Below are 16,816 nucleotides of genomic sequence, written 5' to 3' on the forward strand. Positions count from 1 at the left end.
AATTAAGCTTGTCTAAATGATTCTAGTTTTTCACAGCTAATAATATACGTTGTCTGTATTTTCTGCGCTATCGAATGAATACCTTCGTCCTGATTCTGCTTTATATTAGCTTCTAAGTCTTTGCATAATTCATACAGGGCTTTTGCACCTGAATTACCCGACATAGATTTAAGGGCATGGGCAATTTCTGCAACCTCATTTAAATCTACTGCTTCACTTTTTAGCTGTTCTAATAACTGTTGAATCAACTTGTCAGCTTCTTGCGTAAATCCATCTAATACTCGGTTATAGACCTTGCTACCGGTCTCGTTGCCAATTTTTAACAGCGTATTGACACTTGCCATGTCAATTAATTCAGGCGCTAAATCAGTATCAGTTTCAATGTCTTCACTAGTTAACACAATATTGTTATCTGAGCTTTCATCTGGGCTATCATCTGAGTTGTTAACTGGCGGCGATGATTGTGCTAACTGCAATTCGTCTTCTGTACCCTCTTGTTCACTTAGCGATGGATTAGCAGGCACTTCTAAATAGTGTAAAAGTGTCTGTTCAAGTTCTCGCAATGAAAATGGCTTGGTCATAACACCATTCATACCTGAATCTAAACATTGTTGGCGGAGGTCATCACCCATACCGGCCGTGAGAGCTACAATAGGAATATTTGGCCAGTTCTTTCTGATCGCAGCCGTGGCTTGATATCCGTCCATAATGGGCATTTGGCAATCCATTAAGACTAAATCCGGCTGTTTTAAGTTCACTTGTTCTACGGCTTCCGCACCGTTGTCTGCCAACCAAGCTTCACAACCTAGCATTCCCAACATGCTTTTTGCTACTTCTTGATTAGTTAAACTATCTTCTGCGACCAGAATGTTAGCATCAAATTTCTGATGGTTACGATGGTCGTTATTGCCTATTTGTTGATCTTGGGTTTCTCTTCCTAAAGCTCGATATAAGCTTTTTCTCAGGCCACTAAAATGCAGAGGTAAAGGTAAAATATTGCGGTCGTCATGCTCTTGCCATTGCGAAGAAGGCAACAAACATATCCAGTTAGTCAGTGGAATATCCGCGTCGACAATTGCAGTTTCATGCTCTGAAAGACTAATCCACAGACCATTTTTAGCCGAAGGCAACTGAGTATTAACCCGTTGTACGTGCACTGAACTAATGCCTAATTTGAACAACATATTGGCTACGGCAGTGCCTAAACCGCCATTAAGGTTAAGCAAATGAACCGTTGGACAATCAGTTATTTCCTCATATTCGATGACCGGATCACCCATTATTGGCAAGTCGACCTCGAGGCTAAAACGGCTACCCTCTCCTAAATTAGATTGTACGCCAATGTTACCATCCATTAAGGTGGTTAGTTGTCGACAGATGGCTAAACCGAGTCCTGTGCCGCCATATTTTCTCGTGGTTGACGCATCGGCTTGGGTAAACATTTCAAATACTTTTTGTTGGCGATCTGGCGCCATACCAATACCAGTATCTTTGATGCTAATTTCAAAACCACTGAACTGTGCATTACTGTCTTGTTCGCTAGTGTGCGATTTGTAGCAAGGTACACGCTTAACACTGACATTTACCTCACCCCGCTCAGTAAACTTAATGGCATTACTGGTTAAGTTTGCAATGATTTGGCGTAATCTCGCCGGATCTGCATATACTTGGGGTAAAGGCTCTGCCGATAGAATAGCATTAACATGCACACCTTTGTTGTATGCAGATTCACTAAATAAATCACACACTTCCTCTACTAGCGCTTCAAGATCGACAGGTACAGACTCTAAGGTTGCTTTGCCTGCTTCTAATTTAGAGAAATCTAAAATGTTATTCAGCAAATCAAGTAGCAAGCGACCTGACCGATAAACCAATTGTGCAAAGTGTTGTTGTTTGGGTCTTAGGTCTGAACTTAACAATACTTCAGTCATGCCCAGCACGCCATTCATCGGTGTGCGAATTTCATGGCTCATAATGGCTAAGAAATCACTTTTCTCTTTACTGGCTTGCTCGGCAATTTTTCTGGCTTTGTCGGTTTCTTCCATGCTGGTTTCAAGCTGTGCATTGGCATGGCGTAGCTCTTTAGTACGTTCTTCGACTTTTTCTTCTAGCTTGATTAGCTGCTGTATTTCACGCAGCCGCTTTTGTCGATATCGCCAGATGAAATAAAGTAAAATCAAAATAGCGGTTAGTGTATATAAAGCGTACGCCCAAACGGTTTTCCATGGTGGTGGTAATACGGTGATCGGTAAAGACACGCCAACCGTATTCCATAAACCTTGGTTGTTACTGGCCTGTGCTCGTAAGGTATAATCACCCGCAGGAAGGTTAGTAAAAGTGGCTAAACGGCGGTTTTTTAACTCGATCCAATTTGAATCAAGCCCATCTAATTTGTATCTATATTGATTTAAGCCGGGTGCGTTATAGTCAAGGGCAGCAAACTCAAAAGAGATAAAATAGTCTTTGTAATCTAATTGTAAGTGCTTTAGATCTTGGTAAGGAACATCGAACCATACCTGTTCATTGAGTTTTTTAACTCTAACCAGAACGACAGGTGGGGCAATATTATTGTCTTTAATATCATTAGGATGAAAACGCACGACTCCGGCGTTACCACCAAAGTATAAAACACCATTACTGTCTTTGAAGCCTGCGCCATGGTTGAATTCACTCTCTTTTAAGCCTTGGTAGCTATCAAAATGCCGCAATGCACCTGTTTGCTTATTCAGTCGCGTTAACCCTGCAGTACTACTGAGCCAAAGGTTACCATCGTCATCGTCTAAAATAGCATATATATGGCTGCTAGGAAGGCCACTTAAACTGTCATAATGGTCGAAACTATTATTGAGTGTATTAAAATCTTTTGGCAGCCATTTATTGAGTCCGCCGCCTTGGGTGCCTACCCATAATTGTGCTTTGTTGTCTTGATAAAAAGCCCAAGCCATAGGTGCTGACAAACTGTCTATGTTATCCGGTTCATGAGCTATGCGATCAAAATCTAGACTGACAGGATCAAGTAAATTAATCCCTGCAGTGGTACCGACGACTATTTTCCCATTGAGTAACTGATAAACCGCTAAAACATAATCACTATTAATACTTCTATCGTTATTTTCATTATGGCGAAAATGAACAAACTGGTCACTTCCTACCGGGAGATAATTTAATCCACCGCCAAAAGTACCAACCCAAATATTGCCAGCTTTATCTTGGAATATACTAATTACACCGTTAAAACTTAAACTTTGTGGATCATTAGGGTCATTTACATAGTATTTAATTTGTTCAGTATCTACATCAAGCTTACCTAAGCCACCACCGCGGGTACCAAACCATAATGTATTATTGTCACCTCGCACAGTCGTGACTCTGTCATCACTTAATGCAGGCACACTGTCTTTATTAATGATTTTTTCTGCTTCACCTTTGCTATTTAGGCGAGTTAAACCACCATAAGTCGCAACCCAGATAGCCGATTTTCCGCTTGAGGATGTGGTTTCAGCAAAACCTAAGATAGTGTTGCTGGCAAGTCCTGTATCAATATGCTCAAAAGGCACTTCAATACTTTTGCTAAGGCCATTAAATGTCCCGAACCACATTAACCCTGTTGGGTCTTGTAAAATGGACAGGATCAGGTTGTTACTAAGTCCGTTATCGGTATTAAAGGTATCGAATGCGTCCCTTTCATTCCAAACAGCAGCTCCTTGTTCGGTACCAATCCAAATACGTTGCTGTCTATCTTGATACACGCTGTATGTTCTATTTGCCGGTAAACTTTGAAATTGATCTTCTTGATGTTGCCATGAGGTAAATTTTAATCGCTGTGGATCAGCAACAGCCACACCAGCGTCAGCACTAGCGACCCATAATCGTTGCTGTACATCAATAAATAGATGATTTAAATGGTCACTAAAAAATGGTGTATCTGAGCCGCTATAGAAGCGTTTTACTTGTTTATTAATTTTATTTAGCCGCAACAGTCCATTTCCGTCAGTGGCTAGCCAGATGAAATTTGTTTCTTCGGCAAAAGATGAAATAAAGGCAACTTTATCAATATCGGGAAACAAATCTTGGGAATTAAAGTGTTCAAAAATCATTTTATCAGGTTGAAAACGACTAAAGTCACCATTGTTATAACCGAGCCAAATATCGCCATTTTCAGCCAACATCATACTCATTATACGGTTAGATAAAGGTGAGTTATTAGTAAGAGTATCACTCTTCAAGGTTATAAAAGTTTGCTTAGATGCATCAAATAAGCTTAAACCGCCACCGTCGGTAGCCACCCATAATCTATTACTGTTATCTTCTAATACGGCACGAACATTGTCTGAGCTGAGTGAGTCTGGGTCACGAGGGTCATGGGCAAACTTTACCAGTTCATAGCCGTCGTAGCGTGCTATTCCTTCTTGAGTGACAATCCATAAATATCCTGAACTGTCTTGAAATACTTGCCTAATGCTTTTTTGGGAAAGTTGTTGATTAAGTGCTGCGGGAGTAAAAATAAAATTAGCTTTGTTTTCAGCAGAAAGCTTAAAACTAAAAACAAACAATACGAGTAGTAGACAATAAATAGTGTTTTTTAACATATTTTTACTAAATCTATTTTAATTTAGAAATAGACTAACCCAAAGCGTGTAAAACGCCAAGCTTTAGACTTACTTACAACTTTTTATCACATTTATTAGAGCGGTAATTTTACTGGAAAAGTCTATTTTAATAGGAGTTATTATTTAGCTACTAGATTCAATTGAGTCATAGTTTATGAGGAAGCTGCCGTTACGAAGGTTGTGAAATAAAAAACCCGTTATAACCTATGGTGATACCAAGGCTATAACGGGTTTATATTATTGCTTACGGTTTATTCTTGAATCGCAAAGCTTTCTTGATGTATTTGAGCTTCTCGCCAAATAAATCCTTCCTCAGCAACAGCGTTTTCGCGCCAGATAAAACCTTCACGCCAGATAAAACCTTCTGTATTTAATGCTTCACGCCAGATAAAACCTTCGCGCCAGATAAAGCCTTCACGCCAGATAAAACCTTCACGCCAGATGAAGCCTTCTTCCCACACTTCAAAGTCATAACCTTCAATGTAATATTTGCCGTTTTCATCTTGACGTGCCGCACCCATATAATGTTGTTCGCCACTCAAATCAGCCGCTATATCCATGCCATTGTTTGCACAACCCATTGCTGTTGACTCTACTGCTTTAATCGCATTAACACTGCCGGCACCTTGTTGAAAAGGGCTATAGGCAAGTTTGTCGTCAGGCAATTGCGCCATAGTTGTGCTACTTATAAGTCGACATTTTACATCGTTAGCACTTAGGTTAGGGTTGTTTTGTAACATGAGTGCCACTATGCCGGTTACCACACCTGAAGATTGTGAAGTACCTGACATCATGTAGCGATCTTTAGCCATTAAATACTGAGGAAATTTAGATGCCGTATGCATTTCTGAATTACCTAGACTGAACATATGGCCACCAGGAGCAACTAAATCAGGCTTGATAAAAGCGTCATGGGTTGGGCCTTGTGAAGAAAATGACAACATTTCATCATCACTGGTATCAAGGGTATTATTATCGCTAATGCCACCAACACTGATAACATAAGGTACGTTCGCAGGAACGCCAACGGTCATGGCCCTAGGGCCAGTATTACCAACAGATGTTACGACAACAATGTCTTTTTCCCACAATGCCATAACCGCTTGGTTAAGTGGATCTTCCCAATAGCTTGTACGAGGTTGTGCACCAAATGATAAGTTAACAACACGAATATTTAACGCTTCATGATTATCAGCGATATATTGTAAGCCACGAATAGCGTCTGCATATGTGCTGTGACCGTCTTCATATATTGCTTTTACAACCACTAAGTTAGCGTCAGGTGCTACACCTTGATAATGACTACTTGTTTGACCATGCTCAACCGCACGTTTGCTGTTAGCAATAATACCGGTTACGTGAGTACCATGTATATTTTCATCGGTCATTTTATTTGGTGAAACTTCAGTGTCGTTTATAGCGTCGTATGCTGCTTTGATTCGAGATTTATTAGAAGTATTGCGACTTAATGCACTGTTTGCAGCCCATAAGCCACTGTCGATTACTGCTACCGTTACATTTTTACCCGTTATACCCATCTTGTGTAATGAATCAGCACCTATGGTATTCACGTAATAAGTATTACTGTCACCTTCAATACTTTGAGTTTCGTAACCCTTAGCAAGTTTACGTTCACAATTTTCGGCGAAGCCTATACCCATGGAAAATTCATTTTGCTGGTAACTTTCAGTACCATTATTTGTGAAAGCTAATTCAACCGTTGCATCTTCATAGCCTTCTAAAAATGCTGTAGCCGGAATATCTGCGGCACTAAGTACTAATTCGCCATTTTGTTCTGCTGTTATGTTAGCAAATACAGCAGCACCATTAATTTTAACGCTACGAATATTGCCCAATGCTAAAGGCCAGTTAAAGGTCATTTTGTTGAAATTAACTGTTTCGTCTTTAGCGTTATAAATATTCCAACGAATTTTGTTGGCTGACATTTCGACAACATGACTGCCGTATACTTTACAGTTATCAAGTGCACCAGCAGTAAAAACCGCTTCATTTTTTGTTATAGTAATAACGCCTTCAAGTAATTTTAAAGCCGCTAACTCAACATCGCTTACGTTAACCGCAATGCCGTTTATTAATGAAAATTCATGGGTGATAAGTCCACCGACACTACCAATAATTTTTTTAACAGCTAAAACGTCATTGCCTTGAATGATCACTTCATTATTGCGTTCAATTACTGGGGCAAGCACTTCAACTACTTCAACCACAGGATCTAAAATGCTACCAAATAAACCGCCAGCACTTTGTGCGGAAAAAGGTAAAGCTGAAATGCTTAACATCCCAGTTAATAATATGGCACTTTTTTGATTAAATTTTAACTTCATATTTTATTTTCCTTAATATCTATATTTTCAAGGTTTTGCACAATCACGTATGGTCAATGTAATAGCAAAGCACGTGCCAATGTTTAGTTTGTTGTTTTTAATGGTTTTTATTTTAAGGTGAAATAAGTGATAGGTTATAAATGAAGTTAATGAATGTAACTATTGAATGGTTACAGTGATAATTTGCATTCATTTTTTTCAATGATAAGTGCGGCTTGTTACTTTAGTGTTTCTTGTTGGGTAATTAATGTGGTTAGTCAATTTAGCTTGATATCACATTTAGCTAAAATATCTGAAGCAAACTTAATTATATGTTTAGACTCTATTCATCATTAATATAAGGATGATTTTAAATTGATGAAATAATTACTATATTTAAACTTTTTATAGAAAATTTAAATTATATGGAATAAATATACTTCGTCATCCGTTATCTCAGTGTCATTAACATAAACAGACATTAGAGGAAGCAAACATGACTAAATTAAATAAAATTGCACAAGTATTGGTATTAAGTGGCGTAAGTTGTTGGGTAAGTATCGCGCAAGCTAGTGATATTCAAATTAGCCAAAACACCAGTGTTAATCAGCAGGTTAAAGTGTCGCAGCAAACATCATCGGCTGATAGTTCTGCACAAATGTCAGCACAATCTGATGCTTCTGTTGAAAACGATAGCTTGGCTAGTAGTCAAGAAGATAATAGCGAAGAAGGCAATAACGTTGATTCAGCGCCAAGCGAAACCGAAGGCGTACCTTCGAGTGATCTAATTAACACCGATACTTCTGGCATGTTGAAAAACAATAGTGAAATTATCGCTAGTCTAGCAAGCAATACTGGTGAGAGTGTCAATGCTACTTCAGAAGTTGCAGTTACGTTAGCCCAGTCACTCAATCAAGTAACAAGCATAGGGTCGGGATTGTTAACGTTACCCGAAAGTGAGACAGCAGAAGCGTCTGATGGGGTCACTCAAAATGAAGATATGGCTGCTGAAAATATCGCATTGAATCAAAATGCAGAAAGTGCCACTTCTTTTGTTAATACTTCAGCAGTATCTAATGAAGTTTCGGGGAATTTCCAAAAAATTACCGCAGTAGATACCACATCAAATTTGAGTCAGTCACTGAACCAAGCAACAAGTGCAGATTTTTTAGCATTGCCTAAAAGCAATGCAGGAGAAAAGTCGGAAGAAATAGCCTCTAGCGAAGATATGGCAATACCTGAAAACGTTACTCTAAATCCTACTACGGATAATGTAGCTTCATTTGCTAATACGTCACAAATATCTCAGCAAATATCGACTAATGTGCAAAATATCACCGCATTAGATGCTGCAGCACAAACGTCTCAAGCCCTTGAGCAAACAGTGAGTGCTAGTGTTACCGATGCCATAACTTCAAATGCACAAATGGCAATTACTGAGAACGTTAATGGTCAAGTCGATAGTGTAGTAACTGAGCAAATTAATGCTGAATTAGCGGCAGCAACGACTGCTGAAGTCGCTAATAACCTAGCAAGTGACTTAGATTTAGGATTGTAATTTTTTAAACAATAAAAGCGCCAGTAGTTCTGGCGCTTTTTTATTGGAGGTGAGTAACATGAAATATTTTATTGGTAGTTTAGGGTGTGTTTTAAGTCTACATTTAATGGCGACGACATCTGAGCCTGTTACCCTTAGCGGTGAAGTTTCTTTAGGTCTAATAAATAACTCGGCACTCAGTGTTGATGAACTGGACGAAGTATCCGGGAAGGGAGATAGCGGTTTGCAAAAAACTGCAGCGGTTACTGGCTTGTGGAAAATAAATGATAAAGCAAAAGTAGCATCTTCATATCGCTATAATGAGCAAGATTATCATCAGTTTGATGCTTTTGACTTAGCCTTACATCAAGTGAGTGTTGATGCTAGTTATCAATGGAATAAAAAAGATCTCGGTTTTCGTTACGATGGTGCTATGGCAAACTTAGCGGGCGATAAATTTTTAACTTTTCAACAAGCCAGTGTTTACTTAGGGACTTTTCTTCAACCACAAACATTTTTGCGTACTAGCGCAAAAATGAAACGTAAGACTTTTGCTGTTATAACTGATCGTAATGCCGATGCTATTGGCGCCAGTGCGGACTTATTTCACTTTGTTAACGATGGTAGCACTATGTTCATGCTTGGATTAAGCCTGGATAAGGAAACCGCTAAAGATGACCAGTTTAATTATAGCGGTTATGGGGTCAATACTAAGCTTTCACAAAAATTTGAATTATTCGGTTTAGCACAAAAAGCCGCGATAAGTTGGCGTTTTCAATCGAAAGACTTTAAATCATATAACAATGAGAATGTGTCGAATCAAACTACAGCAAAGGCAGATGAACATAGAAATGTATTCCAAGCGCAATGGCAGCTAGCGTTTAACCAACATCTAGCGCTAATTAGTGATATTGAATATGGTGATTACCGTTCGCAACTTGATAGCCAAACCTACAGACAAACGGTGTCTTCATTGTCGATTAAAGCACAATTTTAGTGACGTAATATCGCGCCTATACCGTAAATAGGGTCCTGACCTTCAGGACCCAAGTCTACAGCTAATTTATTTAGCTTATCTAATAAACCTTTCCTATCTTTACCATAAGTTGGCGTTAAACACGCTATCGCGGCAGTAACATGCGGAGCGGCAATTGATGTACCTGATTCACGGCCCATACGTTGACTGCTTTGTGCTGTTAACACATTAACTCCTAAGGCTGAGTAATCAACATAATTACCTCTATTAGACCAACGATAAGGTTGTTGATTTTTGTCTATCGCACTCACCGCGATAATATCTGGATAAGCAGCAGGATACATAGGTAAAGCTGCGGGACCTTCATTGCCAGCCGCGGCAACGACAATTGCGCCTTGTGCGATAGCGGCGGTCAGTACTTGATGTAAAATTTGATTGTCGGGCCCAGCTAAACTCATATTGATGACTTGCACGTTTTGCTCTATCAACCAATTAACACCTTCAATAATGGCGGTTAACGTTGCGCCCTGTGCGTAATCCGATTGTTGATAAAATACTTGTGCTGAATATATTTCCCCTGCTGGCAAAAGTGGTGTTAATTGCTTGTTTTTACCCACTAATAAGCTGGCGATGACCGTGCCGTGCTGTACCGATGCCTTTAGGTTTTCAGGTAAAAAAGATTTTGCCGTAATATCGGCGAGGTTGAAGGCATTATGTTTGATGTCAATGGCGCTATCCACTATGCCAACTTTTACCTGAAGATCGCAAGCAGGGGAATTACCGGCTAGCTTTTGCGTGTTTTCATTAGCTAAATCTTTAGTGACTGGTGGACTTGTTTGACTTTGTGCTTGATAAATATGGTTTCTTGCTAAACTTAGCGCTGCTTCAGCTGAAAGTATTTTAACTAACGCTTTTTTGGAGTCTAAATCATTGGGTACGCTAAAGTGTAGCATTGCTATACCTAAGGCTGCATAGCGTGATTCGGTAATAATTTTTGCACCATGTTGGATTAAGCTTTTTTTATTTTTATCATCGGCTAGAAGTAGCCATTGCCCTTGAACGGCCCGCCAACCATTTTCTACTTCAACATCTAACCAAAGGTTTTTTCCTGCACTTGTTGTTATCGCGAGTGTGGCTGGCAAAGTGTTAAGCGGCTCAGTGATCACTGTTTCAAAGTCTGGTAACGTACTGAGCGCGAAGGGGGCTAATACAGGTGGCTTATCTAATGGTCGAGTAATATCTATTGTCTTATGTTCTAAGACATTAATTTGCCCAAGCACATTACCGGTAGATAATTTTTGTGCAGGGGTTAATGTACTAAATGCAGTAAGTATGATGGCGGCAATAGCTAAGGTTTTCATGTTAATCTTGAACCTCTAAAATAAGCGTGTAGTTAATAAAACGTTTCAAGTTAAAATAAATTTCCTTTTATGGAATAAAAACTTTTTATACACGTCTTCTTAGTAGAGAGGAGTAAAAACATGCATAAAACCATTGAAAATATACTACCAATGCTAAGACGCTTTGCCTACTCATTAACGGGTAATGCCGCTGATGCTGACGATTTAGTGCAAACTACGTTAGAAAAAATACTGACGAAGGGTGTGCCAGCTGAAGTTGATGTTACCAAATGGGCATTCAAAGTTTGTCGTAATGTTTGGATTGACGAGTTTCGTGCTCGCAAAGTCAGGCAAAATGCAGTGCTAAAACCTGAGTTGCAGGAGTCACAAAGCATTGATGAACAGCAAGTTTTCGACAGTAAAGAAATGCTAGCGCACGTTAATAATGCGATGAATACCTTACCCGATGAACAACGTGCTATTTTGTCTTTAGTGGCAGTACAAGGAATGTCATATAAAGAAGTGGCATCCTCAATGGAGATCCCCGTTGGGACTGTCATGAGCCGGTTGTCGAGAGCAAGAACCGCGTTATTAGATATGATGAAACCCTATAGAATAGGAGCAGGCGCATGAAAATCAGCGATGAACAACTAAGCGGGTTTCTGGATGCTGAGCTTAGCGAAGTGGCTATGGAAGAAGTTCGATGTGCCCTAGAAAGTGATGATGATTTAGTGATGCGTTTAGCCGATTTAGCGCAAGCGGATCAATGGGTGGCAGAAAATTCAGCCATTATTGATGCCACACCTTTAGCTGATAATTTGTTGCACTTGGCTCAAACAGTAGATGAGAAAATAGCACAAGATAGCGGTGTGAAAACACAGGGCAATGTTGTTAGCTTATCTCGCTGGAAAAATGTTAAACAAAGTATACAAAAGCATTATGCCTTAGCGGCTGGCGTTGCCATGTTATTTGGTGTTGGCACTGTTACTATGATGCAATCTCAGCAACAATCGTCCGTCATTACCGCAGGAATAGCGCAAGCATTAGATCAAATGCCAAGTGGCGAAATATCATTAATGACACAAGGTGATGAAATAACAGCTAATTTAAGCTTTATTAATCAAGCTGGCGATTACTGTCGTCAGTTTCAACACATAGGCGAGCAAAGTGCTAGCGTTAATATAGCTTGTAAAGAAAACATGCAATGGCAGCTTAAAATTACACAGCAAATACCTGTGCTAGAAAATCTGCAAGAATATCGTGCGGCATCTAACAAGGCACAACTTGATAGTGTTATAGACGATATGATCAAAGGGCAAGCTATGGGCACCATGCAAGAACAACAAGCTATTAGCAAAAATTGGCAAACAACGAAAAATAACCGAGGTGAAAAATGAAAACACTTATAACAATTATATTAATGACTTTACTCGTGGCAGGTTGTGCTTCTAAACCTGACTATCGCCCATCTAACAAAGGCTCAGTAGGCTATAGCGAGCAAAAAATTACCAACGATAGGTTTCGGGTGCAGTTTAAAAGTGTTTCCAACAGCGTTGCAGATGCCGCTGATTATGCCTTACTTAGATCAGCTGAGCTTACTCAAGAGCAAGGCTTTGATTGGTTTGTTATCACCAGTAAGGAAACTTTTGTTGAGTCTGAAAAAGTAGAGCCTGCTTCAGCAATAGGCTTGTCTCATCAGCAACGGATTGAGCGCCGTTGTGGTTTAATAACCTGTGAAACTTATCGTCGACCAATGAGCGAAGTAGGTGTGTCTTTTAATAGTGCCAATAGCCGCAAAGAAGTACACAGTATTTTAGAAATTCGCATGGGGAAAGGCGTTATGTCAAATGAGTCGAGTTATAGTGCTGTAGATGTGATTGAAAACTTATCTAAAAAGCTAGTAACTAACACGAATTAAGTCACCTAGTTTAATTGGTTGAAGCTAAAATAAAAAAAGGCCTAAATAGGCCTTTTTTGTGTTTGGCAAACAGTAAAGTTTAGCTACTTTTGTTCATGTTGAAGCTTACATGCGTAAAAGCGGATAAGTTCTTTTGTAAAATGAGCTTTCATTATCAAATATTTATCAGTCGAGCTACACTTGATAAAGGCAACTATCCAGCAAATAAAAAGTTATCATCGAACCATTCGAAAAAATAGTTTAGCTCAATAAGCCTTAACTATTTATCATGGGAGCAATAATTAAATATGAACAGTAAATTGGCACCACTCATTGAAAAAATTCAATCTAGCTTTTGGTTCGTACCAAGTTTAATGATGGTTTGTTCACTGATATTAGCTGCTGGCACCATTTATTTAGATACTACTCACCTGCAGGATAAGAACAGTGTCGTGTCGTTTTTATACGCGACTGACGTAAACGCCGTACGCTCTTTATTAGGCACGATAGCAGGCGCTATGATCACGGTTACGAGTATTGCATTCTCAATCACCATAGTTTCATTGACGCTAGCCTCTTCACAATTTGGCCCACGTTTAATGCGCAATTTTATGATGGATAAAGGCACACAGTTTGTTTTGGGGAGCTTTATAGCGACATTTTTATTTTGTATTACGGTATTTTGCGCCATAAGCTTTAAAGAGCCTTATGCATTTCAACCGGGTATAACACTCGCCGTTGCTATAACAATGACCTGTTTTAGCGTTTGGATTCTGATTTATTTTATTCATCATGTTGCACAATCAATTCAAGCCGACGTTGTTATTGATGGCGTATATTGTGAATTAGAGCAAACAATAGCTAAGCTATTTCCAAAAATATCGAAAGAAGATCTTACTCGTGAAGATGCCTTGTCAGCTCAAGAAAATATAGGCGCTTGCCAGCTTGAAGTTTCATCACCCTTTAGTGCATATCTGCAACTTATCGATAAAGAGAGTTTACTTAATTTAGCCGATAAATCGCAATGTACCATTCAATTGCACTATTCTGCGGGTGATTTTATTGTTGAAAACGCAACCATTGCTACCGTATTCGCGAAAGGTGATGTTGAACCAAATATCAGCAAAGATATTATCGAGCATACTGTTCATGGTGCCTACAGAACGCCTGTTCAGGATCCTGAATTTGCAGTACATCAATTAGTTGAAATTGCTTTAAGAGCACTGTCACCCGGTATTAATGACCCATATACGGCGATAACTTGCATCGATAAACTTAGTTCAGTGCTGTGCAGCTTAGCCGACAAAACATTTCCACAGACTAATATTTTTGTTAATGGTGTACCGCGACTCGTGTGTAAAGCGTTAACTTTTACCGATATCGCGACAGCGGCTTTTGACCAAATTAGGCAGGAGAGTGAAACAAACCTTGCGGTCACGATAAAGATGCTAGATTCCTTACATGTTCTGGCGACTCAAGCTAAAACCGCAGAGCATAAGCACTTTGTATTAACGCAGGCAGCAATGATTGAGCAACAACAAGCTAAACAATCATTAAGTGATAGTGACAGAGTGGTGCTTTTAAGCAGGATAGAAAAAATTACCCGACATACTAAAATCATCTGATTTTAAGTTTAGGTTGAAACATATTTTGCAGATTTGTTGGGCAATATTAGAAAGAAAATACCCCTGCGCCAATATATCAATCGATGCAAGGGTATTATTCTAAGTTACTAGTAAAACTTAAGCTAAATCGAAACGATCAGCGTTCATCACTTTACTCCATGCAGAGATAAAATCGTGGACAAACTTTTCCTTGTTATCATCTTGTGCATAAACTTCACTATAAGCACGAAGAATTGAGTTTGAACCAAAAATTAAATCAACACGTGTTGCTGTCCATTTAACTTTATCTGATTTACGATCGCGAATTTCATATAAGTTGTCGCCCACAGGCTGCCACTTATAGCTCATATCCGTTAAGTTCACGAAATAATCGTTTGATAATACACCTTCATTTTCTGTGAATACACCATGTTTAGTGCCACTGTGGTTAGTCCCTAACATACGCATGCCACCAATTAATACGGTCATTTCATGTGCGGTTAGTCCCATCAGTTGTGTACGATCTAGCATTAACTCTTCCGCGCTAACTTTGTAATCACCTTTAAGCCAGTTGCGATAAGCGTCATGCAATGGTTCTAATACTTCGAATGAGTCGACATCAGTTAATTCATCTGTTGCATCACCACGACCAGGGGCAAAAGGTACAGTAACTTCTACACCAGCAGCTTTAGCTGCCTTTTCAATACCCACATTACCTGCTAACACGATGACGTCAGCAATACTGACACCGCTGCTGGCGGCAATGCCTTCAAGCGTTGTTAATACTTTGTTTAGGCGAGCAGGTTCGTTACCTTGCCAATCTTTTTGTGGCGCAAGGCGAATACGTGCACCGTTAGCACCACCACGTTTATCAGAGTCACGATAAGTTCGTGCGCTATCCCAAGCGGTGGCAACCATATCACTTACGCTTAAGCCGCTGGCTGCTATTTTTTCTTTCACTGATTCAACGTCATAATCAGTCATACCTGCAGGTACAGGGTCTTGCCAAATGAGATCTTCTTGCGGTACTTCTGACCCTAAATAACGTACTTTTGGACCCATATCGCGATGGGTTAATTTGAACCATGCACGCGCGAAAACATCAGAAAAATATTCTGCATCATTAGCAAATCGCTCAGTTATCTCACGATAAGCGGGATCCATTTTCATGGCCATATCAGCGTCTGTCATGATTGGCATAGTGCGAACTGTTGGGTCTTCAACATCAACAGGTTTATCTTCTTCTTTAATGTCGACAGGCTGCCATTGCCAAGCACCAGCAGGGCTTTTTTGAAGTTCCCATTCGTGTTTAAGTAACATTGAGAAGTAACCGTTATCCCATTGGGTAGGGTTTGTTGTCCATGCACCTTCAATACCACTTGTTACCGTATCGCGGCCAATACCGCGCTTAGTTTTATTGTTCCAGCCCGTACCTTGTTCAGAAATGTCGGCGGCCTCTGGTTCCCTGCCAAGTATTGATGCATCGCCATTACCGTGACATTTACCTACCGTATGACCACCGGCAGTTAACGCAACAGTTTCTTCATCGTTCATTGCCATACGCTCAAAAGTAACGCGTATATCATGGGCTGTTTTTAAAGGATCTGGCTTGCCATCTACACCTTCAGGGTTAACGTAGATCAATCCCATCATTACTGAGGCTAGTGGGTTTTCTAAATCACGTTCGCCTGAATAACGGCTATTCTCACTGCCACTTGGCGCAAGCCATTCTTTTTCAGCACCCCAGTAAGTATCTTTTTCTGGATGCCAAATATCTTCACGACCAAATGCGAAACCAAAGGTTTTTAAACCCATCGAGGCATAAGCTATGGTACCGGCATAAGCAATTAAATCTGCCCAGCTAAGCTGATTGCCGTATTTCTTTTTAATCGGCCAAAGTAAGCGGCGTGCTTTATCTAAATTGGCATTGTCAGGCCAAGAGTTTATCGGTGTAAAACGTTGATTTCCGGTCGCTGCACCACCACGGCCATCTGCAATACGATAAGTACCTGCGGCATGCCAAGTCATGCGGATCATTAAGCCCCCATAGTGTCCCCAATCGGCAGGCCACCAGTCTTGGCTGTCGGTCATTAGTGCATGTAAATCTTTATTGAGCGCTGCTATGTCGAGATTTTTAACCGCTTCACGATAATTAAAATTAGCGGTCATCGGGTTAGTTTTACTGTCATGTTGATGAAGAATGTCGAGGTTTAATGCCTTTGGCCACCACTCCATATTAGTCATCGAGCTTTCTGTGGCACCACCATGCATAACAGGGCATTTTCCACTAGCATTTTTCTTATCATTCATAGTTAATTTCCTTTGGTAAATTGCTACGGATATCTGAGATCTTTGAGCAGTACGATATAAAAGCTCTACCCGATCAGGTTATTATTAAACAACGGTTCAAAAGACCTAATATCACAGGGTTGTATTTCACAATTAGACTGATATTAACGCAAAAAGTGCCTGATCAATCGGACATTAGTAAACTTAACTAATGCCTGTATTTGTTATACCAAGCTTTA

At 39.9% G+C, this 16,816-nt stretch carries 10 protein-coding genes; 6 read left to right on the forward strand and 4 right to left on the reverse strand.

All coding sequences use genetic code 11. The features are described from left to right. Positions 1-2: 2 nt before the first annotated feature. Positions 3-4,589: a two-component regulator propeller domain-containing protein gene (locus tag B5D82_RS08335; RefSeq protein ID WP_081150702.1), complete on the reverse strand. Its 4,587-nt coding sequence runs from the start codon at positions 4,587-4,589 to the stop codon at positions 3-5. A gap of 272 nt (positions 4,590-4,861) precedes the next feature. Further along, on the reverse strand, positions 4,862-6,955 hold the full coding sequence (locus B5D82_RS08340; RefSeq protein ID WP_081150704.1) for a S8 family peptidase: 2,094 nt from the start codon (positions 6,953-6,955) through the stop codon (positions 4,862-4,864). Between the two features lie 475 nt (positions 6,956-7,430). Between B5D82_RS08340 and B5D82_RS08345 the strand changes: the two genes are divergently transcribed. Together B5D82_RS08345 and B5D82_RS08350 are read left to right on the forward strand one after the other, a co-directional pair. Further along, positions 7,431-8,492 (forward strand): hypothetical protein, encoded by a 1,062-nt coding sequence (locus tag B5D82_RS08345; protein WP_081150706.1) that lies wholly within the window; start codon positions 7,431-7,433, stop codon positions 8,490-8,492. A 58-nt stretch (positions 8,493-8,550) separates the two neighbouring features. Further along, complete coding sequence (locus B5D82_RS08350) at positions 8,551-9,468, forward strand: hypothetical protein (RefSeq protein WP_081150708.1); 918 nt, start codon at positions 8,551-8,553, stop codon at positions 9,466-9,468. Here B5D82_RS08350 and B5D82_RS08355 read toward each other — a convergent pair. Then, positions 9,465-10,808, reverse strand: a complete 1,344-nt coding sequence (locus B5D82_RS08355) for a S8 family serine peptidase (RefSeq protein ID WP_245807590.1) — start codon at positions 10,806-10,808, stop codon at positions 9,465-9,467. The genes B5D82_RS08350 and B5D82_RS08355 overlap by 4 nt on opposite strands. Positions 10,809-10,928: 120 nt before the next feature. Between B5D82_RS08355 and B5D82_RS08360 the strand changes: the two genes are divergently transcribed. The 4 genes from B5D82_RS08360 to B5D82_RS08375 all read left to right on the forward strand — a co-directional run bounded on the left by B5D82_RS08360 (position 10,929) and on the right by B5D82_RS08375 (position 14,309). Then, entirely contained in the window at positions 10,929-11,420 is a 492-nt protein-coding gene (locus B5D82_RS08360; protein ID WP_081150712.1) for an RNA polymerase sigma factor, read from the forward strand. Continuing rightward, positions 11,417-12,184, forward strand: coding sequence for a hypothetical protein (locus B5D82_RS08365; RefSeq protein WP_081150714.1), 768 nt, complete (start codon positions 11,417-11,419; stop codon positions 12,182-12,184). Before B5D82_RS08360 ends, B5D82_RS08365 begins: the two co-directional genes overlap by 4 nt. Further along, entirely contained in the window at positions 12,181-12,705 is a 525-nt protein-coding gene (locus B5D82_RS08370; RefSeq protein ID WP_081150716.1) for a CC0125/CC1285 family lipoprotein, read from the forward strand. Before B5D82_RS08365 ends, B5D82_RS08370 begins: the two co-directional genes overlap by 4 nt. Before the next feature lie 287 nt (positions 12,706-12,992). Further along, positions 12,993-14,309 (forward strand): DUF2254 domain-containing protein, encoded by a 1,317-nt coding sequence (locus B5D82_RS08375; RefSeq protein ID WP_081150718.1) that lies wholly within the window; start codon positions 12,993-12,995, stop codon positions 14,307-14,309. 117 nt (positions 14,310-14,426) lie between these two features. Here B5D82_RS08375 and katG read toward each other — a convergent pair whose 3' ends face one another. Next, positions 14,427-16,598 carry a catalase/peroxidase HPI gene (katG, locus tag B5D82_RS08380; RefSeq protein ID WP_081150720.1) on the reverse strand — a complete coding sequence of 724 codons (2,172 nt, stop codon included), beginning with the start codon at positions 16,596-16,598 and terminating at the stop codon, positions 14,427-14,429. Positions 16,599-16,816: the final 218 nt, after the last annotated feature.

The sequence above is a fragment of the Cognaticolwellia beringensis genome (assembly GCF_002076895.1).
GTDB classification, from domain to species: domain Bacteria; phylum Pseudomonadota; class Gammaproteobacteria; order Enterobacterales; family Alteromonadaceae; genus Cognaticolwellia; species Cognaticolwellia beringensis.

Coding starts and splice junctions, on each gene's coding strand:
- B5D82_RS08345 (WP_081150706.1), top strand. CDS start 7,431: ATGACTAAATTAAATAAAATTGCACAAGTATTGGTATTAAGTGGCGTA.
- B5D82_RS08360 (WP_081150712.1), top strand. CDS start 10,929: ATGCATAAAACCATTGAAAATATACTACCAATGCTAAGACGCTTTGCC.
- B5D82_RS08375 (WP_081150718.1), top strand. CDS start 12,993: ATGAACAGTAAATTGGCACCACTCATTGAAAAAATTCAATCTAGCTTT.
- B5D82_RS08350 (WP_081150708.1), top strand. CDS start 8,551: ATGAAATATTTTATTGGTAGTTTAGGGTGTGTTTTAAGTCTACATTTA.
- B5D82_RS08335 (WP_081150702.1), bottom strand. CDS start 4,589: ATGTTAAAAAACACTATTTATTGTCTACTACTCGTATTGTTTGTTTTT.
- B5D82_RS08370 (WP_081150716.1), top strand. CDS start 12,181: ATGAAAACACTTATAACAATTATATTAATGACTTTACTCGTGGCAGGT.
- B5D82_RS08365 (WP_081150714.1), top strand. CDS start 11,417: ATGAAAATCAGCGATGAACAACTAAGCGGGTTTCTGGATGCTGAGCTT.
- B5D82_RS08355 (WP_245807590.1), bottom strand. CDS start 10,808: ATGAAAACCTTAGCTATTGCCGCCATCATACTTACTGCATTTAGTACA.
- katG (WP_081150720.1), bottom strand. CDS start 16,598: ATGAATGATAAGAAAAATGCTAGTGGAAAATGCCCTGTTATGCATGGT.
- B5D82_RS08340 (WP_081150704.1), bottom strand. CDS start 6,955: ATGAAGTTAAAATTTAATCAAAAAAGTGCCATATTATTAACTGGGATG.